The following is a 19,471-nucleotide window of genomic DNA, read 5'->3' on the forward strand; positions in this document are numbered from 1 at the left end:
TGAACGAATGAACTTACAAGATTTTGTAGCTTTTTATATGGTCGCGCAGGAGAAAAGTATTTCAAGAGCAGCTATTCGGTTGAATTTTGTTCAATCAAACATAACAGCAAAAATAAAACGGCTAGAAGCTGAATATGAAACACAATTATTTTATAGGCATCGAGATGGAGTTACATTAACACCAGCCGGAGAAAAGTTGTTAACATACGCTGAAAAAATGATTCAATTATTAAATGAATCAAAAAGGCAAGTGAAACATACAGCGGAGCCTGGAGGAGTATTGAAAATTGGAGCGATGGAAACAGCAGCAGCTGTTAGATTGCCCACGATTCTAGCTAATTATCATATGCGCTATCCAGAAGTGGAAATTATGTTGCAAACGCACAATACGGAAGAATTAACGAAGAAGGTACTCTTATATGAAATAGAGGGGGCATTTGTAGCTGATTGTATAGCTGATCCAGCTTTAGAAAAGATAGAAGTATTCCAAGAGGAAATGATGTTACTTTCAAAGCGGAATGTTTTGTGGGATAACGGATATTCGGAATCGCAGTCTTTTATCGTTTTTCAATCAGGTTGTTTTTATAGAAAAGTTTTAGAAGAATGGTTACTATCTGAAGGGATTGTTCCAAAAAAAATAATGGAATTAAATTCTTTAGACGGTATTATTGGATGCGTAAAAGCTGGACTTGGGGTGTCTATGTTACCACGTGAAGTAGCAGAGCAATTTGATAGCCATAAAGAACTTATTCATACACCGTTAGTACATGAAAACAGGTTTATTCCGACTTATTTTATTTATCGGAAAGATAGTGTGAGAACAGCAGCGTTAAGCAAGTTTATTGATGACTTGCTTTGTATAAAAACAGCCCGCTGAAAATTCAGTGGGCTGTTTGTTCATGCATCTTTATCTTTCTTCAATTTTCCTTTTTGCTTTGCCATTTCTCGAAGTAAATACTCGATGTGTGCATTGACGCTACGAAACTCATCATTTGCCCATTTTTCGATGACTGCGTGTAATTCAGGATCAATACGTAATGGAAAGCTTTTCTTTTTAGCCATAATTACTTATAGCCCTTAGTATAGGCTTCCTGTATTAATAACTGGTTGCGCACCTTTATCTGAAACGATGGCAACTAATAGGTTGTTTACCATATTCGCTTTACGCTCGTCATCTAATTCAAGTACGCCTTCCTCATCTAACATATGGATGGAATCTTTCGCCATCTTCACAGCACCTTCAACAATTTCTTTTCTAGCAGCTAATACTGCTTTTGCTTGCTGGCGTTGTAGCATTGCATGGGCAATTTCTGTTGCGTAAGCTAAGTGCGTTAAACGAGTTTCTAATACTTCTACACCAGCAATTTCAAGACGCGCCTCTAATTCACGTTTTAATTCTTCAGAGATTTCTTCAGTATTTCCGCGTAACGTAACGCAGGTTTCATCTTGGAAATTGTCATAAGGATATTTTGTTGCAACATGGCGGATTGCCGTTTCGCTTTGAATTTCTACAAATCGATCATAATGTTCAACACCGAACATTGCTTTTGCAGAATCAACAACTTTATATACGATAACAGCTGCAATTTCAATTGGATTTCCATCAACGTCATTTACTTTTAATTTTTTACTGTTAAAGTTTTCAACACGTAAAGATACAGTTTGACGGAATGCGAACGGAATCGTTAAAAATAAACCGTTTTGACGAATTGTTCCTAAATAATTACCGAAGAACGTAATAACCTTCGCTTGATTCGGTTGAACAATACCGATACCTGTAGCGAGAACTGCGGCTAATATAATAGTTAGTGCCGCTCCTATGAAAATTTCTTGTGCAAGGAAAAATACACCGATAGCAGCTAAAATCAAAATTCCAATAATACCGAGAAAACCATTTACATAAAATACTTGTTTTTCTTTCATATGATCGCCTCCTGATATAAAAATGATATCACTTTTATATCATTTTAAGCAAGGGGTATGCACCTAATTTTCTGAAATTTATTGATTGATATCTTTTATGTACATTTTAAAGTTAGAAATAAGAATATACGTTCTGTTTTATGGTAAAATAAAGAAGACTTAACCGCCCACTGCAGCAGCTAAGTCCCTTTGAGAGCATCTTGCATCGTGACAAATGATTCAAAGCGGTTTTGCCAGGATTATTTCTTCAATCGCTGACTCAATCTCTTTGTCAGAAGCGTCATAACTTCCCTTTGACTTTGGCTTGTCATGAGCGGAAGTTTGATTCACTTCTTCTTTAGCATGTCCTTTTTCAGTAAAATTCATGCCAGGCATTTTAAATGCGCCCATATTCATGTATTTTCCAAATTTCCACGCTTCAACAATAGGGCAGAAGCGAACAATTCCCTCTGCAACTTTCATTGCACCAATCCATAGAAAAATGTTAGACCAAGTGCACCACGGCTTGCGTACAAGTTTAGTTGCACTACATCCGAAGAGGACAAGCCCAAGTGTAATTCGAATTAGAGCGTTTATTGTCCCGATGTTTTGCTTCATTAGAAAAACACTCCTTTTTATGAAAATTGAAATAGTAAATACTACTTCTCTTATTAGTATCCCGTGTGATTTTTGGGATATGTAATCCAACATTTGACGTTGAAAAAGATGTTGGATTCGGCGTGTGTGTCAGTAGCTTTTTTTGTTATAATGAAAGAATGCATAAAAAGAAGGTGAAATTAAATTCTTCTTTTTGAAAAATATTTAATAGCTATTTTAAAAAATCAAGATAAAAACTAACTGTTATTTTAAACAGAACTATAGATATAACTAGAGAAAAGGAAGGGTGTTTTCATGTACGATATTTCCGGATGGAAACATGTATTTAAGCTTGATCCAAATAAGGAGTTAAGCGATGAATATTTAGAAATGATTTGTGAGTCTGGAACGGATGCTGTTATTGTAGGCGGAAGTGATGGAGTTACAATTGATAACGTATTACACATGCTAGTTAGCATTCGTAGATATGCAGTTCCTTGTGTATTAGAGGTTTCTGATGTAGAAGCAATTACACCAGGATTTGATTTTTATTACATCCCAAGTGTTTTAAATAGCCGAAAAGTAGAATGGGTAACAGGTGTTCATCATGAGGCATTGAAAGAATTTGGGGATATTATGGACTGGGACGAAATTTTTATGGAAGGGTATTGTGTTTTAAATCCCGAAGCGAAAGTAGCCCAGCTTACAGATGCGAAATGTGATTTAACAGAAGATGACGTTATTGCATATGCGCGTTTAGCAGACAAGTTATTACATTTACCGATATTTTATTTAGAATATAGCGGTACGTATGGAGATGTTGAACTTGTTAAAAATGTAAAAGTAGAATTGAAACAAGCCAAGTTATATTATGGCGGTGGTATTTCTAATGCAGAACAGGCGAAAGAAATGGCGCAATATGCTGATACAGTAGTTGTTGGAAATATTATTTATGATGATATAAAATCGGCGTTAAAAACAGTTAAAGCAGTAAAAGGAGAGTAGGTGCAGGCGTATATGAGTATGACAGATAAGTTATTAAACGGTTTAAATCCACAGCAACAAAAAGCAGTACAAACAACGAATGGACCACTTCTACTAATGGCAGGTGCAGGTAGTGGTAAGACACGCGTGTTAACACACCGTATTGCGTATTTGCTTGGTGAAAAAGGTGTAGCACCATGGAATGTACTAGCTATTACCTTCACAAATAAAGCAGCTCGTGAAATGCGCGAGCGTATTGATAAACTTGTGGGACCAGAAGCAGAAGATATTTGGATTTCGACGTTCCACTCTATGTGTGTACGTATTTTACGACGCGATATCGATCGTATTGGTATTAATCGTAACTTTACAATCTTAGATTCAGGTGATCAGCTAACTGTAGTCAAAAAAATTATGAAAGAGCGCAATATTGATCCGAAGAAATTTGAGCCGCGCTCTATTTTAGCGGGTATTAGTAATGCAAAAAATGAACTGTTATCTGCGGATAAATATGCAAAAAAAATTACAATGGCTGATCCATATGAAAAATTAACGAGCGATGTATACACAGAGTATCAAAAACGTCTTTTGAAAAATAATTCATTAGACTTTGATGATTTAATTATGACGACTATTCAGCTATTTGAACGTGTTCCAGAAGTATTAGAGTTTTATCAGCGTAAGTTCCAATATATTCATGTTGATGAGTATCAAGATACGAACAAAGCGCAATATCTTCTTGTTAAACATTTGGCAGCACGTTTTAAAAATCTTTGCGTTGTAGGTGACTCTGACCAGTCTATTTATCGCTGGCGTGGTGCAGATATTTCTAACATTTTGTCATTTGAAAAAGACTATGAGAATGCACAGGTAATTTTGTTAGAACAAAACTATCGTTCGTCACAAAATATTTTAAATGCAGCGAATGCTGTTATTGAAAAAAATACGAATCGTAAACCGAAGAAATTATGGACAGACAATCAAGTTGGAAGTAAAATCTCGTATTATCGTGCCGCAACTGAAAAGGACGAAGCATATTTTGTTGCGAAAAAAATTCGTGACGATCTTCAAATGGGGAAACGAAAATACACTGATTTTGCAGTGCTATATCGTACGAATGCTCAGTCTCGTATGGTCGAGGAGATTTTCCTTAAATCTAACATTCCGTACAAAATTGTCGGGGGAACTAAGTTCTACGACCGTAAAGAGATTAAAGATATTTTGGCGTACTTACGTTTAATCGGTAATCCAGATGATGAAATTAGTTTTGCACGTATTATTAACATGCCAAAGCGTGGTATTGGTGCGACTTCTATCGATAAAATTATTAATTATGGTGTGCAAAACGGAATTTCATTAACTGCTGTATTTGATGAGATTGAGCATGTTGGAGTAAGTGCAAAAATTACAAAGGCAGTAAAAGAATTCGCAAGTTTATTACACAACTGGGTAAATATGCAAGAGTATTTATCTGTTACAGAATTAGTAGAAGAAGTTATTGAAAAAACAGGCTATCGCGATATGTTGAAAAATGAGCGTTCTTTAGAAGCGGAAGGTCGTTTAGAAAACTTAGACGAATTCTTATCTGTTACGCAAACATTTGAATCTCAAAGTGAAGATAAGAGCCTTGTTGCATTCTTAACAGATTTAGCACTTGTTGCTGATATTGATCGTGTAGATGAAGACCCAACTGCTGGTGAAGAAGTTATTTTAATGACGATGCACTCAGCAAAAGGATTAGAGTTCCCGGTTGTCTTTATTGTTGGTTTAGAGGAAGGGATATTCCCTCATACTCGTTCTCTTATGGAAGAGGATGAAATGCAAGAAGAACGTCGTCTTGCTTATGTAGGTATTACTCGTGCAGAAGAAGAGTTATATTTATCTAATGCGCAAATGCGTACTTTATTTGGTAGAACAAGTATGAACGCTGCGTCTCGCTTCATTACAGAAATCCCGGCAGAACTAGTGGAATCATTAAATGAAACAGCGCCGAAGCGTGAAAATTCGTTTGGTGCAAAAGGCAGAACAACAAGTAGCAGTAAAATGACAACCGCAACACGCTCTCGTTCAGCTTTCGCGCGTCCAGCAGCTAAGACGACAGGCGGTGAGCAAATTGGCTGGGCAGTAGGCGATAAAGCTTCCCACCAAAAATGGGGAATCGGTACAGTTGTAAGTGTAAAAGGTGAAGGTGATGCAAAAGAATTAGATATTGCGTTCCCAAGCCCAATTGGTGTTAAACGTTTGTTAGCAAAATTTGCACCTGTGACGAAACAATAGAAAGGAATGAGGATATGTCAAAAGAGATAGCAAAAAAACGTATAGAAGAACTGCGTGATTTGTTAAATACATTTAATTATCAATATCACGTATTAGACAATCCTTCTGTTTCTGATGCGGAATATGACCGTGATATGCAGGAGCTTATAAAATTAGAAGCAGAGAACCCAGAGTTTATGAGTGAAGATTCTCCCTCCGTTCGCGTTGGGGGAACTATTCTTGATATATTTGAAAAAGTAACACATAAGTCACCAATGTTAAGTTTAGGGAATGCATTTAACGAAGGGGATTTGCGTGATTTCGACAGAAGAGTATGTCAAGGAATTGATGGTGCGAATGTAAGATATATATGTGAATTAAAAATTGACGGGCTTGCCGTTTCGCTTCATTATGAAAAAGGACGCTTCATTCAAGGGGCGACACGTGGTGATGGTGTAACGGGTGAAGATATTACTCAAAATTTAAAAACGATTAAAGCTATCCCACTTCGTTTAAATGAAGAAGTAACGTTAGAAGCACGAGGCGAAGCTTATATGCCGAAGCGTTCATTCGTTAAACTAAATGAAGAAAAAGAGCAAAATGGAGAAGATGTATTTGCGAATCCGCGTAATGCAGCAGCAGGTTCAATACGTCAACTTGATCCGAAAATTGCAGCGAAGCGTAACTTATCTATGTTTGTGTACGGTCTTGCGAATGTAGAAGAAAAAACAATTCCATCGCACAGTGAATCGCTTGATTTCTTAGGTGAACTCGGATTTAAGACAAATCCAAATCGCCGTACATGTGAAACAATCGAAGAGGTTATAGCTTATGTAGAAGAATGGCAAGAAAAACGTCCGCATCTTGATTATGAGATTGATGGAATCGTTATAAAAGTAGATGATGTTGCTCTTCAAGAAAGTCTAGGAACTACAGCGAAGAGTCCACGATGGGCGATTGCTTATAAATTCCCAGCTGAAGAAGTTGTAACGAGACTAACAGGCATTGAATTAAGTGTTGGCCGAACAGGGGTTGTAACGCCGACTGCAGAGCTAGAGCCAGTGAGAGTTGCTGGTACGATTGTTCGCCGTGCTTCTTTACATAACGAAGATTTGATTCGTGAAAAAGACATTCGAATTGGTGACTACGTTGTTGTGAAGAAGGCTGGAGATATTATTCCTGAAGTTGTGAACGTTATTTTTGATAAGCGTACTGGTGAAGAAGAAGAATACCGTATGCCAACGCATTGTCCAGCATGTGAGAGTGAACTTGTTCGTTTAGAAGAAGAAGTAGCACTTCGATGTATAAATCCGACTTGTCCGGCTCAAATTCGAGAGGGATTAATCCATTTCGTTTCAAGAAATGCGATGAATATTGATGGACTTGGAGAACGTGTCATTACACAACTCTTTGATGCAGATTATATTCGTACATTTGCTGATTTATATGCATTGACGAAAGAGCAATTATTACAGTTAGAACGTTTTGGTGAAAAATCAGCAACAAACTTAATACAAGCAATTGAAAATTCTAAAGAAAACTCGTTAGAGCGATTATTATTTGGTCTTGGAATCCGCCACGTTGGAGCGAAAGCAGCACGTACATTTGCAGAGCACTTTGAAACGATGGATGAGCTTGTAAAAGCAACAGAAGAAGAACTAAAAGCAATTAATGAAATTGGCGAAAAAATGGCTCAATCTGTTGTGACATATTTTGATAATGAAGATGTATTAGAATTATTACAGCAGTTTAAAGAGTATGGCGTGAATATGACATACAAAGGTATAAAAATTGCAGATTTACAAAATGTTGAATCTTACTTCGCAGGAAAAACGGTTGTTTTAACAGGTAAGCTAGAAGTTATGGGACGAAGTGAAGCGAAGAAGAAGATTGAGGCATTAGGTGGAAAAGTAACAGGAAGTGTTAGTAAGAGTACGGATTTGGTTGTTGCAGGTGAAGCAGCTGGTTCGAAATTAGCACAAGCGGAGAAACATAATGTTGAGGTTTGGAATGAAGAGAGGTTCTTACAAGAGCTAAATAAGTAAGAGGTGCAAACTTACCATGAAAAAAATAGCATTAGCGATATTAAGCCTGGGCCTACTTGTAAGTGGGTGTAGTGCAGGTGCCGACAAAGATGAAAAAGTGGCTGAGAAATCGGGGAAAGCAAAAGAACAATCAGTTGTTCCAAAATACGCTATTTCGGATGAATATTATAAGACGACTATTCCATTTGATGGTGGAAATGCACGTGGTTTAGTGGTGCAAGGGCTAAATAGTCGTCTTGATATAGATGAATTTGAAACAGGATTAATGCGAATTGCAAAAGAATCATTTAATACGAAAGATAATTTTTTAAAAGGCGGAAGTGCTCTAGATACTCAAGTGATACAGATGCTTGTTAAAAGAAAACGTACAGATGCTGAACAAAAGGAACTAGAGGACAAATTAAAAAAAGATGCAGTTAAATTTCCTAATATAGGATTAAACCCTGCGTTAGGAACGGGATCCGAATCACTAGAAGTGAAAAATAAAAAAAATCCAATATATATTTCAAATATTTTAGAGCATGATTATTATGTGAAAAAAGGCGATAACAGCGAGGAACGTGTTGGTATGGTAGTTGGATTAGCAATGAATTCTGTTCAATATTTTAACGAAGAGCATGGTTATCCACGTGAAGCTGCAATCCCGGATGAAAAGATGTTAGCTGAAGGGAAAAAAATGGCGCAAGAAATTTTGAAAGTTATACATCAAAAACAACCTGATACAAAAAATATTCCGATAACATTTGCGATTTATCGCCAATCTCCAAAGTCTTCGCTCGTACCAGGTAACTTTGTTTCTTATGCAAATGTAGAAAAAGGTAGTGAAACGGTTGAAGATTGGAAACAAATTAATGAGAAATACTATTTGTTCCCATCAGAGCAAGCGAAAACAGATAATAAACGTGAAGATCTTGCAAGAGTATCCAACTTTAAGGCAAAACTAAGCGATTATTTCCAAGGCGACTATACAGCTGTTATTGGTACTGGTATGTATAGAGATGATGAATTAAGAGAAATGAAGCTTGATATTCCTGTCCAGTTTAATGGAAAAGCTGAAATAATTGGTTTTACACAATATGTGGCAGGGCTTGTTATGGAATACTTCCCGAATTATATGAAAGTACAAGTAACGATTAAATCTGTAGAACGCCCAGAAGCTATTATTATACGTGAAGCAAAACAAGATGAACCACTTGTGAAAATTTTAGATTAAATATGAAGGCTGTTCCTCTATGGAACAGCTTTTTTTCTTATGTAATTTTGTTATAATTTAAAATGTTGTAAATAATAGGGGTAAGGGGTAAAGTTCATGGAAGAATTAAGTTTTCAAGTCATTATTTTATTAATTGCATTCGGTTTTTTAGCAGCTTTTATTGATTCTGTTGTTGGAGGAGGAGGGTTAATTTCGCTTCCTGCGCTTATGTTTGTTGGCTTATCGCCAGCTTCGGCAATTGCAACGAATAAATTAGCAGCAACAATGGGGACGTTTACGAGTGCGATGTATTTCATTCAATCAGGAAAAGTTGATTTTAAAATTGTAGGAAAGTTAATCCCGTTAACTATTGTTGGAGCTGTTGCAGGTGCTTTAGTAGTAAAATTTATTCCATCGGATATTTTACGCCCATTAGTACTTGTAATGTTGGTATTTATTGCTATTTATATTATTGCAAAAAAGAATTGGGGAAGTGTGTCTACCTATAAGAAGATGACGCAAAGAAAAACATTAATATTTTTCTTTGTTATTTTAATGATAGGATTTTATGATGGATTTTTTGGACCAGGGACAGGGTCATTTTTAATTTTTGCATTTTTATTAATTGGTTTGGATTTTATTCAAGCGGCAGCATCTGGAAAACTTTTGAACTTTGTTAGTAATATTGTATCTTTAATTACTTTTTTATTTTTAGATATAATTCATTTTGAATACGGTATTATCATGGGATTATCAATGATCTTAGGTGCTTATTTGGGATCGAAGTTTGCGGTTCAAAAAGGCGTTGGATATGTAAGGACTTTATTTTTATTAGTTACTATATTATTGATCGGGAAAAATGTTTTGGAATATACTCATATTTTGTAGATTCATACGCATGTATGAATCTCTTTTTTTTATTATATTTTAAAAATTTATTAATTTTTAAAATATAAGTCTAGGAATATTTGAATAAATCTAAATTATCGTGTAGAATAATGTTGTAAAATGTAAACGTTTTTCTAAGGGGAGGCTAAAAAAAATGGTAGTAGCATACAAACATGAGCCATTTACAGATTTTTCAGTGGAGGCTAACAAATTAGCGTTTGAAGAAGGTTTAAAGAAAGTAGAATCTTATCTTGGACAAGACTATCCATTAATTATTGGGGGAGAAAAAATTACTACAGAAGACAAAATTGTTTCTGTAAACCCTGCAAATAAAGAGGAACTTGTTGGTCGTGTTTCAAAAGCAAGCCGTGAGTTAGCTGAAAAAGCAATGCAAGTAGCGGATGAAACATTCCAAACTTGGAGAAAATCAAAGCCAGAAATGCGTGCAGACATTTTATTCCGTGCTGCAGCAATCGTTCGTCGCAGAAAACATGAATTCTCTGCTATTCTTGTAAAAGAAGCAGGTAAGCCATGGAATGAGGCAGATGCTGATACAGCAGAAGCAATCGACTTTATGGAATATTATGGTCGTCAAATGTTAAAATTAAAAGACGGTATTCCAGTAGAAAGCCGTCCAATTGAATATAATCGTTTCTCTTACATTCCATTAGGAGTAGGTGTTATCATTTCTCCTTGGAACTTCCCATTCGCAATTATGGCAGGTATGACAACAGCTGCTTTAGTTTCTGGTAACACAGTATTACTAAAACCAGCTAGTACAACTCCTGTAGTAGCAGCGAAATTTATGGAAGTATTAGAAGAAGCTGGCTTACCAGCTGGCGTAGTAAACTTCGTTCCAGGTAATGGTTCTGAAGTTGGTGACTACTTAGTAGATCATCCTCGTACACGTTTCGTAAGCTTCACGGGATCTCGTGATGTAGGTATCCGTATCTATGAGCGTGCAGCGAAAGTAAACCCAGGCCAAATTTGGTTAAAACGCGTTATCGCTGAAATGGGCGGTAAAGATACAATCGTTGTTGATAAAGAAGCAGATCTTGAATTAGCAGCTAAGTCTATCGTTGCATCAGCATTCGGATTCTCAGGACAAAAATGTTCTGCATGTTCTCGTGCAGTAATCCACGAAGATGTATACGATCACGTATTAAATCGTGCTGTTGAATTAACAAAAGAATTAACAGTTGCTAACCCAGCAGTATTAGGTACAAACATGGGTCCTGTTAATGACCAAGCTGCATTCGATAAAGTAATGAGCTATGTTGCAATTGGTAAAGAAGAAGGTAGAATCTTAGCAGGTGGAGAAGGAGACGATTCTAAAGGCTGGTTCATCCAACCAACAATCGTTGCTGATGTTGCAGAAGATGCTCGCTTAATGAAAGAAGAAATCTTCGGACCAGTAGTAGCATTCTGTAAAGCAAAAGACTTCGATCATGCACTTGCAATTGCAAACAATACGGAATACGGTTTAACAGGTGCTGTTATTACTAACAACCGTGACCATATTGAAAAAGCACGTGAAGACTTCCACGTTGGTAACTTATACTTCAACCGTGGATGTACTGGTGCAATCGTAGGTTACCAACCATTCGGTGGCTTTAACATGTCTGGTACAGACTCTAAAGCTGGTGGACCTGATTACTTAGCACTTCACATGCAAGCAAAAACTACTTCTGAAACTTTATAAGAAATAGTAGAGGAGCTCTTCACAAAGTGTGAAGAGCTCCTTTTAAAATTGAAACCCCATATATTACCGTCGTTCGAAGAGAATGAGCTAAAACCTATTAATAGCGGGATAAACATGTAAACAGAAATAAAATAATGAGAAAAGTTGACGTATTAGTCATATTTTTTAGTATTCATTTTGAGAATTTCCTGTATAATACAATTTGAAAGAAAATCTATGGTTCGACAAGGAACACTCCTTTCGGTTTTGCTCACTGAAAGGAGTGTTTTTTTATTGACATAGATCAAGAGTTTTGATTTCGGAATGTTCAATAATTAGATAGAAGAAAAACTCTCTATTTAAGTAGTTGATTTGGAAAATATTAAATATATAAGAAAAAAATTGAATTTATTTTTAGGATTTTGTATAGTATACTAAGTGGTTTTATAATCGAATATCGAGATTTTAAGTTTCAGTTATTATTTTAATATTGATTATATTCTGGCATAATAGATTTGTACTTTTGGAAAAGACAAAAATGGTGAGGGGAAATGTTATGTGGGAAGGGATGATTGTTAGATGAATAAAAAGAATTATGTTGAATATGTTGACGTACTACGTGTATTTTCGATGTTTGCGGTAGTGTTTCTTCATACTGCTGCAGGAAGTTTACGGGGGAATATCGGTTCGGGTACTTGGCATATAACGAATGCACTGACAACTGTATTTAGTACAAGTGTACCTATCTTCTTTATGATTTCTGGTGCGATGTTAATGAGGAGTAGTAAAACGGAATCACTTAAAATAACTTATACAGAACGTTTGCCAAAATTAATTGTGCCATTTATTATATGGTCAACTATTGCTGTGTTATACTTTACGCCAAGGCCGATACAAATAACAAATGTTATTAAGAGTATTTTATACATACCGAATCAAGCAGCGACAGTACATCTTTGGTTTATGTATGCCATTATTCCTTTGTATATTCTTTCTCCTCTTTTGAAGAAAATGGTAGATGCTTTAAGTAAAGAGCTTATAAAGTACATGTTAATTCTTTGGTTTATAGTAAGTTCGCTATTGCCAACAATTGCAGTACTAGTTCCAAATGAATTAAAACCAATATTTACGTTGTATCCTAATTTTGATATGAACTTTTTAGGCGGATATATAGGGTATTTCCTCATAGGTTATTATTTAATGACATATGAGAAGAAGGTATCCAAAAGGTTGTTACTATCCATAATCGTTATAGATACACTTTTAATTATATTGGGTACTTGGTATGCAACGGTTAAAATAGGGGAATACTCTGAGGATTTTAAGGCATACGTTAGAGTATTCGAAGTAATGCTTTCAGGTTCAATCTTCTTATTAGTAAAAGAGTATTTTAGAAATTACTCAATGAATCCGTTTATGTTTAAGTGGATACAAATTTTATCTGCTTTTTCATTTGGTGTGTATTTAATGCATAATTTAGTAGTTGTATATATTGGGAATAGATTGAATATTTGGCCAGCACAATCAATTTGGATGTTATTAGTTGCTTTCATAATAATTACAGTTATAACAATGATAGCAATTATAATTTTTGCAAGTATAAAAATCACATGTTATCCATTAACAGGAATGAGTTTTAAGGAAGCTTCTCGTACATGTAATATTCAATTTTTATGGGGAAATTGGACTCAATCAAAAGATATTAAAAATGATAATGTATCAATGTAAATAATTAGTGAGATTTTTATAAGTATGATATGAATTCCTCAAAATAGGGCATGAATAGATGGTAAATATAATATAGTCGAAAAAAATCCTTTTGAATTTTCAAAAGGATTTTTTTCGTTGGACAAACTCTTTTGTGCTAAGTATTTCCGCATATATATTATTCAAACTTGCTAAAATTGTATTATGAATATAAACAGCTGGTATAGTAGCATTCTTAAAAGAAAGGTCTTTTGTAGCACAAGCATCATGTATAACGGTACATTGAAATCCAAAATCGAATGCAGCCCTTACTGTAGCATCAATACACATATGAGTCATCATCCCGCATACGACGACATGTTCAATGTCTAAACGCTGTAATTGCTCTAGAAGATTAGTTTCTCGGAAGCTATTTGGATAATGTTTGACTATAACTGTTTCTTCTCTAAGTGGACGTACGCTTTCGTGAATATGTACACCTTCTGTATTAGGTAGGAAAAAAGTAGCGTCATCTTTTATAGCTACGTGTTGGATATGAAAAATAGGTTCGCTGTTTGTTCTAAAGTGTTGTAATAACTGATTAGCATATTCGCTTGCTTCTACTGGATTACGCAATTCCATCTTTCCATTTGGAAAATAATCGTTTTGAATATCGACGAGTAAAAGAGCTGTTTTCATATATTTATCTGCCTCCGAGTTTCATATTCAAATAAATTTATTCAATTCGTAGAGAGGATTCTCCTGTTTAAAAATATGAGGAAGAAGAATTTTAAATAACCTTGAAAGTTACTATTTTCTCATGAATTTTAATCTGAAAATTTTAATAAAGGAATAATTAATATTTTTCTAAAAAATGTATTGACTCTTATTATTCTGAGTTCTATAATGAGAATTAATTAAATGACAATTAAATCGATACATTCTTATCCAGAGAGGTGGAGGGACTGGCCCTACGATACCTCAGCAACGGGTTTTTTAATACCGTGCTAACTCCAGCAAGCCATATAAAGGCTTGGAAGATGAGAAGATGTGAACGAGTACATATAAGTGCTCTCCTTCTTATCTTTATGGTTGATAAGAAGGAGAGCACTTTTTATTTTACCTCGAAAGCTCTACTTCAAGTTTTTACAGCATATAGGAGGGGAAAAAATGATTTCTTTTAACAATGTAAGTAAAGTGTATGAATCAGCTGGGCGATCTGTTCATGCGGTGGAGGATGTAACATTATCAGTTGAGAAAGGCGAAATTTTTGGCATTATCGGTTTTAGTGGCGCTGGAAAGAGTACATTATTACGCTTAGTAAATATGTTAGAGAGACCAACGTCAGGAACGATTGCAATAGATGATAAAGATATTACATCATTATCGACGAAAGAATTGCGCAAACTAAGACAAAGAATCGGAATGATTTTTCAAAGCTTTAATTTATTTAATTCAAGAACAGTGTTTGGGAATATTGCTTATCCATTAAAGTTATCGAAATTGCCAAAGAACGAGATAAAGGAACGAGTGAATGAACTGCTGAAGTTTGTAGGGTTAGAAGATAAAGCAAACTATTATCCAGAACAGCTATCAGGGGGACAAAAGCAACGTGTTGGTATTGCTAGAGCACTTGCGACATCGCCAGATATTCTTATATGTGATGAGGCAACATCAGCCTTAGATCCAGAAACGACGACAGAAATTCTAAACTTATTAAAGAAAGTAAATCGAGAATACAATTTAACAATCCTTCTTATTACACATGAAATGCATGTTGTGAAAGAAATTTGTCACCGTGTAGCTGTAATGGAGAAGGGAAAAGTTATTGAAGAAGGAAAACTGTTCGATGTTTTCACGCAACCAAAAACAAAGACGACTCAAAACTTTGTACGTTCTGTTATTAATGATCATTTACCAGAAAGTGTTCTAGCGAAAATTCAAAATGGTGGTCAAATTTATCGTCTAACATTTACTGGTGAGGAGACAGGACAGCCGGTACTATCATATATCGCAAAAAACTATAACGTCGATGTAAATGTACTGTACGGAAATATTATTGAACTTCAAAATGTGCTATTTGGAAATCTGCTTGTAGAATTGCAAGGTGAGCAGAGGGAAATTCAAAAAGCATTACAACATCTAAGACTGCAAGTGCAGCTGAAGGAGGTAGAAGCTCATGCGAGTTGATTGGAGTATATTTTGGCCGCGCATACTAGATGCGACGGGGGATACCCTCTTAATGGTAATTGTAACCCTTATATTCGCTACAATTCTGGGTATACCTCTAGGTTTACTTTTATATGTAACGAGAAAAGGAAACTTTTTAGAAAATAAATGGGTCTTTTCTATTCTTAACATCATAATTAATACAATTCGTCCGGTACCATTCATTATCTTTTTAGTAGCTTTAAGTCCACTAACGAGAAGCGTTATTGGAACGACGATTGGAACAGCAGCAGCAATTTTCCCGATGACGTTAGTCGCATCAATTGGTATTGCTAGAATGGTTGAAACAAATCTTGTTTCCGTTCCGAAAGGAGTAATTGAAGCAGCGCAAGCAATGGGCGCCTCGCCAATTAGAATTGTTTTTGAAATCCTTGTACCAGAAGCGTTAGCACCATTAATCTTAGGTGTCACATTTATGACAGTTGGTTTAATTGAATTTTCTGCAGTTGCTGGGCTTGTCGGTGGTGGCGGTCTTGGTGACTTGGCAATGACATATGGTTATCAACGTTTTGATACATCAGTTATGTTTGTAACGGTTGTTTTACTTATTATTCTCGTACAGATAGCTCAAAATTTAGGAAACTACTTTGCGAAAGTCTTGTTACGTAGATCATAAAAAGGAAGAGAGGAAAAGAAAATGAAGAAAATTTTAGCATTTGCATTATCAGCGATTGTAGGAGTCTCAGCATTAAGTGGCTGCTCAAGTGGAGACACGGGTGCAGGAGCGAAAGAAAAAGTAGTTCGCGTCGGTGTAACTGGAACGGATGGAGACGCTTGGGAAATTTTGAAGAAAAAAGCTGAAAAAGAAGGGATTAAGATTAAACTGGTGGAGTTCTCTGATTATACAACTCCAAATAAAGCTTTAGCTGATGGAGATATTGAATTAAACTCATTTCAGCATATTGCTTTCTTAGAGCAATTTAAAAAAGAGCATAAGTTAGATATTACAGCTGTTGGTACAACACAAATTGCGCCAATGGGTTTATACTCTGAAAAATATAAGAAGGCAAATGAAATTCCAGATGGTTCAGAAATTGCAATTCCAAACGATCCAACGAACCAAGCACGTGCATTAAAACTTCTTGATGCAGCTGGAGTATTAAAGCTTAAAAAAGATTTTGGCTTATTTGGAGATCCAAGCGGCATTGCTGAAAATCCGAAGAAGTTAAAAATCACGCCGGTTATCGCACAGCAAACACCTCGTGTGTTAAAAGATGTAGCGGCATCAGTTATTAATAACGGTGTTGCTGGTCAAGCTGGATTAGATCCAGCGAAGGATCCTATTTTCTTAGAAGATCCAAAGAATGAAAATGCGAAGCCTTATATTAATATTTTCGCAGCTCGTACGAAAGATAAAGATGATCCAACACTGAAAAAAGTAATTGAACTATACCATTCAAAAGAAGTAACAGATGCAATTAAGAAAGAAACAAATGATGGTTCAATTTCAGTTGATCTTTCACTTGAGGAGCTTGAAAAAATCGTAAAATAATGATTGAGTTTAATGGACTAACAGAAGGAACCCCTCCGCTGTTAGTTCGTTCAACATATAAACTTAACAAACGAACCCTAATTCTGTACCTTCCAATTTTGTATAACGTAGAATCCAATGTTTGTTAAGTAGAGTAATGGACCAGGAGTTTTCCTGGTCTTTTTTTATGAATGAAAGTAGCTAGCGAACAGTAAGGTAATCTGAAAAACCAATTGTTTAGATTGTTTTTTCAGATTAGGCAGAAAACTTTCTTTAAAATAGTATTCTTTTATGATAGATTTATAAATATAAAACTAGAATTTACATAAAAATCCATCATGGTAAATATACTTATCTATAATGGGTATACAGCTAACGAGGGGGAGAACGATGAGAAGACGTAATACGCAAGCGTTCACGTTTTTAGCATGGACTTCATTTGTTTGTGCGCTTTCAGGTATGCTAATTGGGATTTATACGTTAGATGAAACGCTTAGTGTAAAAGGATACTATTTAATTGGAACATTATTTTTAACGATGTCTTGTTTTGTATTACAAAAAACAATTCGTGATAATGAAGAAGATAACGAGAGATTTCCGAAAAATAAACCGTTAGATAAAGAGTAAATTGTAAAGAAAGGCATTTGCCTTTCTTTTTTTATGTAAAAATGGCGTAAGTACTCTGTGTTGACTTGCTTGAAGTACTGAAAATTTGGTATCATCAATAGTATTGTAGATTGAACGATATATTATGGAGGTGGCCTAGCCGTGTCAAGAATTTCCGTTGAGAATGTAAAGCACGTAGCACATTTAGCACGTCTTGCAATTACTGATCAAGAAGCAGAAAAATTTCAAAAACAACTAGATGCAATTGTTACATTTGCAGAACAGTTAAATGAATTAGATACAACAGATGTAAAACCAACAACTCATGTATTAACTATGAAAAATGTTATGCGTGAAGATGTACCAGAAAAAGGTTTACCAGTCGAAGAAGTATTAAAAAATGCACCGGATCACAAAGATAATCAAATCCGTGTTCCAGCAGTATTAGAATAGAGGAGGGGAATTTCGATGTCATTATTTGATCATTCAGTATCAGAGTTACATAAGAAGTTAAACAACAAAGAAATTTCCGTTACGGATTTAGTAGAAGAATCTTACAAACGTATTGCGGATGTTGAAGATAACGTAAAAGCTTTTCTTACATTAGATGAAGAAAATGCACGCGCAAAAGCGAAAGAATTAGATGCAAAAATCGGCGCTGAAGATAATGGTTTATTATTCGGTATGCCAATTGGTGTAAAAGATAACATTGTAACTAACGGTCTTCGTACAACTTGTGCGAGCAAAATGTTAGCAAACTTCGATCCAATTTATGATGCGACAGTTGTGCAAAAGCTAAAAGCTGCTGACACAATTACAATCGGTAAATTAAACATGGACGAGTTCGCAATGGGTTCTTCAAATGAAAACTCAGGATTCTACGCTACGAAAAACCCATGGAACTTAGATTACGTTCCAGGCGGATCTAGTGGTGGTTCTGCAGCAGCTGTAGCAGCAGGAGAAGTACTATTCTCTCTAGGTTCTGATACGGGTGGTTCTATCCGTCAGCCAGCTGCATATTGCGGTGTTGTAGGTTTAAAACCAACTTACGGACGCGTATCTCGTTACGGATTAGTAGCATTCGCATCTTCACTTGACCAAATCGGACCGATTACACGTACAGTAGAAGACAATGCATACTTATTACAAGCTATTTCAGGTATTGACCGCATGGATGCAACTTCTGCAAACGTTGAAGTTGGAAACTATTTAGCTGGTTTAACAGGCGATGTTAAAGGTTTACGCATTGCTGTACCGAAAGAATACTTAGGCGAAGGTGTTGGCGAAGAAGCTCGTGAGTCAGTACTAGCTGCTTTAAAAGTATTAGAAGGTATGGGCGCAACTTGGGAGGAAGTATCTCTTCCACACTCTAAATACGCTCTAGCAACGTATTACTTACTATCTTCTTCTGAAGCATCTGCTAACCTTTCACGCTTTGATGGCGTGCGTTACGGTGTTCGTTCTGATAATGTAAATAACTTATTAGACCTTTACAAAAACACACGTAGTGAAGGTTTCGGTGATGAAGTTAAACGTCGTATTATGCTTGGTACATTTGCTCTTAGCTCTGGTTACTATGATGCATATTACAAAAAAGCACAACAAGTACGTACATTAATTAAGAACGACTTTGAAAATGTATTTGCTAACTATGATGTTATTATTGGACCAACAACACCAACTCCTGCATTTAAAGTGGGAGAAAAAGTTGACGATCCAATGACAATGTATGCAAATGACATTTTAACAATCCCAGTAAACTTAGCGGGTGTTCCAGCGATTTCAGTTCCATGTGGATTCGGTGCTAACAACATGCCACTTGGTCTACAAATCATTGGTAAACACTTCGATGAAGCGACAATTTACCGCGTTGCACATGCGTTTGAGCAAGCAACAGACTATCATACAAAAAAAGCAAGTCTGTAAGGAGGCGA

General features: G+C 35.7%; 18 protein-coding genes and 1 riboswitch. Of the genes, 14 read left to right on the top strand and 4 right to left on the bottom strand.

Features of this window, described 5'->3' with window-relative positions:
• Positions 1-7 precede the first annotated feature (7 nt).
• The gene (locus IBT51_RS17910; protein ID WP_053565396.1) at positions 8-877 is read left to right on the top strand and encodes a LysR family transcriptional regulator; all 870 of its coding nucleotides are present in this window, start codon (positions 8-10) and stop codon (positions 875-877) included.
• A gap of 20 nt (positions 878-897) precedes the next feature.
• On the opposite strand, the gene IBT51_RS17915 is transcribed toward IBT51_RS17910, so the two are convergent.
• The 3 genes from IBT51_RS17915 to IBT51_RS17925 all read right to left on the bottom strand — a co-directional run bounded on the left by IBT51_RS17915 (position 898) and on the right by IBT51_RS17925 (position 2,520).
• The gene (locus IBT51_RS17915; protein ID WP_001085171.1) at positions 898-1,062 is read right to left on the bottom strand and encodes a type II toxin-antitoxin system antitoxin; all 165 of its coding nucleotides are present in this window, start codon (positions 1,060-1,062) and stop codon (positions 898-900) included.
• A gap of 15 nt (positions 1,063-1,077) precedes the next feature.
• Complete coding sequence (locus tag IBT51_RS17920) at positions 1,078-1,923, bottom strand: SPFH domain-containing protein (RefSeq protein WP_000660669.1); 846 nt, start codon at positions 1,921-1,923, stop codon at positions 1,078-1,080.
• A gap of 219 nt (positions 1,924-2,142) precedes the next feature.
• Positions 2,143-2,520 (bottom strand): YgaP family membrane protein, encoded by a 378-nt coding sequence (locus tag IBT51_RS17925; RefSeq protein ID WP_000812341.1) that lies wholly within the window; start codon positions 2,518-2,520, stop codon positions 2,143-2,145.
• A 294-nt stretch (positions 2,521-2,814) separates the two neighbouring features.
• On the opposite strand from IBT51_RS17925, the gene pcrB reads away from it, so the two are divergent.
• From pcrB to IBT51_RS17960, 7 genes are all read left to right on the top strand, one after another.
• Positions 2,815-3,504 carry a heptaprenylglyceryl phosphate synthase gene (gene pcrB, locus IBT51_RS17930; protein WP_200458684.1) on the top strand — a complete coding sequence of 230 codons (690 nt, stop codon included), beginning with the start codon at positions 2,815-2,817 and terminating at the stop codon, positions 3,502-3,504.
• A 12-nt stretch (positions 3,505-3,516) separates the two neighbouring features.
• A complete protein-coding gene (gene pcrA / locus IBT51_RS17935; protein ID WP_200458685.1) occupies positions 3,517-5,760 on the top strand; it encodes a DNA helicase PcrA in 2,244 nt (747 codons plus the stop codon).
• Between the two features lie 14 nt (positions 5,761-5,774).
• On the top strand, positions 5,775-7,784 hold the full coding sequence (ligA, locus tag IBT51_RS17940) for an NAD-dependent DNA ligase LigA (protein ID WP_023520911.1): 2,010 nt from the start codon (positions 5,775-5,777) through the stop codon (positions 7,782-7,784).
• Between the two features lie 16 nt (positions 7,785-7,800).
• Positions 7,801-8,997 carry a CamS family sex pheromone protein gene (locus IBT51_RS17945; RefSeq protein WP_000717011.1) on the top strand — a complete coding sequence of 399 codons (1,197 nt, stop codon included), beginning with the start codon at positions 7,801-7,803 and terminating at the stop codon, positions 8,995-8,997.
• A 96-nt stretch (positions 8,998-9,093) separates the two neighbouring features.
• Positions 9,094-9,864: a TSUP family transporter gene (locus IBT51_RS17950; protein ID WP_200458686.1), complete on the top strand. Its 771-nt coding sequence runs from the start codon at positions 9,094-9,096 to the stop codon at positions 9,862-9,864.
• Positions 9,865-10,018: 154 nt separating this feature from the next.
• Positions 10,019-11,566 carry an L-glutamate gamma-semialdehyde dehydrogenase gene (gene pruA / locus IBT51_RS17955; protein WP_000259555.1) on the top strand — a complete coding sequence of 516 codons (1,548 nt, stop codon included), beginning with the start codon at positions 10,019-10,021 and terminating at the stop codon, positions 11,564-11,566.
• 558 nt (positions 11,567-12,124) lie between these two features.
• Positions 12,125-13,273, top strand: coding sequence for an acyltransferase (locus tag IBT51_RS17960; RefSeq protein ID WP_053565392.1), 1,149 nt, complete (start codon positions 12,125-12,127; stop codon positions 13,271-13,273).
• A gap of 99 nt (positions 13,274-13,372) precedes the next feature.
• Here the strand turns inward: IBT51_RS17960 and IBT51_RS17965 are convergent, their stop codons facing one another.
• A complete protein-coding gene (locus tag IBT51_RS17965) occupies positions 13,373-13,930 on the bottom strand; it encodes a cysteine hydrolase family protein (protein ID WP_053565391.1) in 558 nt (185 codons plus the stop codon).
• 242 nt (positions 13,931-14,172) lie between these two features.
• Positions 14,173-14,278, top strand: a riboswitch (SAM riboswitch).
• Between the two features lie 123 nt (positions 14,279-14,401).
• Between IBT51_RS17965 and IBT51_RS17970 the strand changes: the two genes are divergently transcribed.
• The 6 genes from IBT51_RS17970 (at position 14,402) to gatA (ending at position 19,463) form a co-directional block, all read left to right on the top strand.
• A complete protein-coding gene (locus IBT51_RS17970; RefSeq protein ID WP_200458687.1) occupies positions 14,402-15,421 on the top strand; it encodes a methionine ABC transporter ATP-binding protein in 1,020 nt (339 codons plus the stop codon).
• Positions 15,411-16,076 (top strand): methionine ABC transporter permease, encoded by a 666-nt coding sequence (locus IBT51_RS17975; protein ID WP_001261865.1) that lies wholly within the window; start codon positions 15,411-15,413, stop codon positions 16,074-16,076. Before IBT51_RS17970 ends, IBT51_RS17975 begins: the two co-directional genes overlap by 11 nt.
• A gap of 21 nt (positions 16,077-16,097) precedes the next feature.
• Positions 16,098-16,952, top strand: coding sequence for a MetQ/NlpA family ABC transporter substrate-binding protein (locus tag IBT51_RS17980; RefSeq protein ID WP_016083725.1), 855 nt, complete (start codon positions 16,098-16,100; stop codon positions 16,950-16,952).
• Positions 16,953-17,321: 369 nt separating this feature from the next.
• Positions 17,322-17,558, top strand: a complete 237-nt coding sequence (locus tag IBT51_RS17985; protein WP_001254393.1) for a YiaA/YiaB family inner membrane protein — start codon at positions 17,322-17,324, stop codon at positions 17,556-17,558.
• 141 nt (positions 17,559-17,699) lie between these two features.
• The gene (gatC, locus tag IBT51_RS17990) at positions 17,700-17,990 is read left to right on the top strand and encodes an Asp-tRNA(Asn)/Glu-tRNA(Gln) amidotransferase subunit GatC (RefSeq protein ID WP_000086999.1); all 291 of its coding nucleotides are present in this window, start codon (positions 17,700-17,702) and stop codon (positions 17,988-17,990) included.
• A 15-nt stretch (positions 17,991-18,005) separates the two neighbouring features.
• On the top strand, positions 18,006-19,463 hold the full coding sequence (gene gatA, locus IBT51_RS17995) for an Asp-tRNA(Asn)/Glu-tRNA(Gln) amidotransferase subunit GatA (RefSeq protein WP_000051441.1): 1,458 nt from the start codon (positions 18,006-18,008) through the stop codon (positions 19,461-19,463).
• Positions 19,464-19,471 lie beyond the last annotated feature (8 nt).

The organism is Bacillus sp. S71 (assembly GCF_016625265.1).
Classification (GTDB): domain Bacteria; phylum Bacillota; class Bacilli; order Bacillales; family Bacillaceae_G; genus Bacillus_A; species Bacillus_A cereus.

What these genes read in the sequence shown, in the direction of transcription:
- IBT51_RS17910 (WP_053565396.1), top strand. Translation starts at nt 8, where the DNA reads ATGAACTTACAAGATTTTGTAGCTTTTTATATGGTCGCGCAGGAGAAA.
- IBT51_RS17915 (WP_001085171.1), bottom strand. Translation starts at nt 1,062, where the DNA reads ATGGCTAAAAAGAAAAGCTTTCCATTACGTATTGATCCTGAATTACAC.
- IBT51_RS17920 (WP_000660669.1), bottom strand. Translation starts at nt 1,923, where the DNA reads ATGAAAGAAAAACAAGTATTTTATGTAAATGGTTTTCTCGGTATTATT.
- IBT51_RS17925 (WP_000812341.1), bottom strand. Translation starts at nt 2,520, where the DNA reads ATGAAGCAAAACATCGGGACAATAAACGCTCTAATTCGAATTACACTT.
- pcrB (WP_200458684.1), top strand. Translation starts at nt 2,815, where the DNA reads ATGTACGATATTTCCGGATGGAAACATGTATTTAAGCTTGATCCAAAT.
- pcrA (WP_200458685.1), top strand. Translation starts at nt 3,517, where the DNA reads ATGAGTATGACAGATAAGTTATTAAACGGTTTAAATCCACAGCAACAA.
- ligA (WP_023520911.1), top strand. Translation starts at nt 5,775, where the DNA reads ATGTCAAAAGAGATAGCAAAAAAACGTATAGAAGAACTGCGTGATTTG.
- IBT51_RS17945 (WP_000717011.1), top strand. Translation starts at nt 7,801, where the DNA reads ATGAAAAAAATAGCATTAGCGATATTAAGCCTGGGCCTACTTGTAAGT.
- IBT51_RS17950 (WP_200458686.1), top strand. Translation starts at nt 9,094, where the DNA reads ATGGAAGAATTAAGTTTTCAAGTCATTATTTTATTAATTGCATTCGGT.
- pruA (WP_000259555.1), top strand. Translation starts at nt 10,019, where the DNA reads ATGGTAGTAGCATACAAACATGAGCCATTTACAGATTTTTCAGTGGAG.
- IBT51_RS17960 (WP_053565392.1), top strand. Translation starts at nt 12,125, where the DNA reads ATGAATAAAAAGAATTATGTTGAATATGTTGACGTACTACGTGTATTT.
- IBT51_RS17965 (WP_053565391.1), bottom strand. Translation starts at nt 13,930, where the DNA reads ATGAAAACAGCTCTTTTACTCGTCGATATTCAAAACGATTATTTTCCA.
- IBT51_RS17970 (WP_200458687.1), top strand. Translation starts at nt 14,402, where the DNA reads ATGATTTCTTTTAACAATGTAAGTAAAGTGTATGAATCAGCTGGGCGA.
- IBT51_RS17975 (WP_001261865.1), top strand. Translation starts at nt 15,411, where the DNA reads ATGCGAGTTGATTGGAGTATATTTTGGCCGCGCATACTAGATGCGACG.
- IBT51_RS17980 (WP_016083725.1), top strand. Translation starts at nt 16,098, where the DNA reads ATGAAGAAAATTTTAGCATTTGCATTATCAGCGATTGTAGGAGTCTCA.
- IBT51_RS17985 (WP_001254393.1), top strand. Translation starts at nt 17,322, where the DNA reads ATGAGAAGACGTAATACGCAAGCGTTCACGTTTTTAGCATGGACTTCA.
- gatA (WP_000051441.1), top strand. Translation starts at nt 18,006, where the DNA reads ATGTCATTATTTGATCATTCAGTATCAGAGTTACATAAGAAGTTAAAC.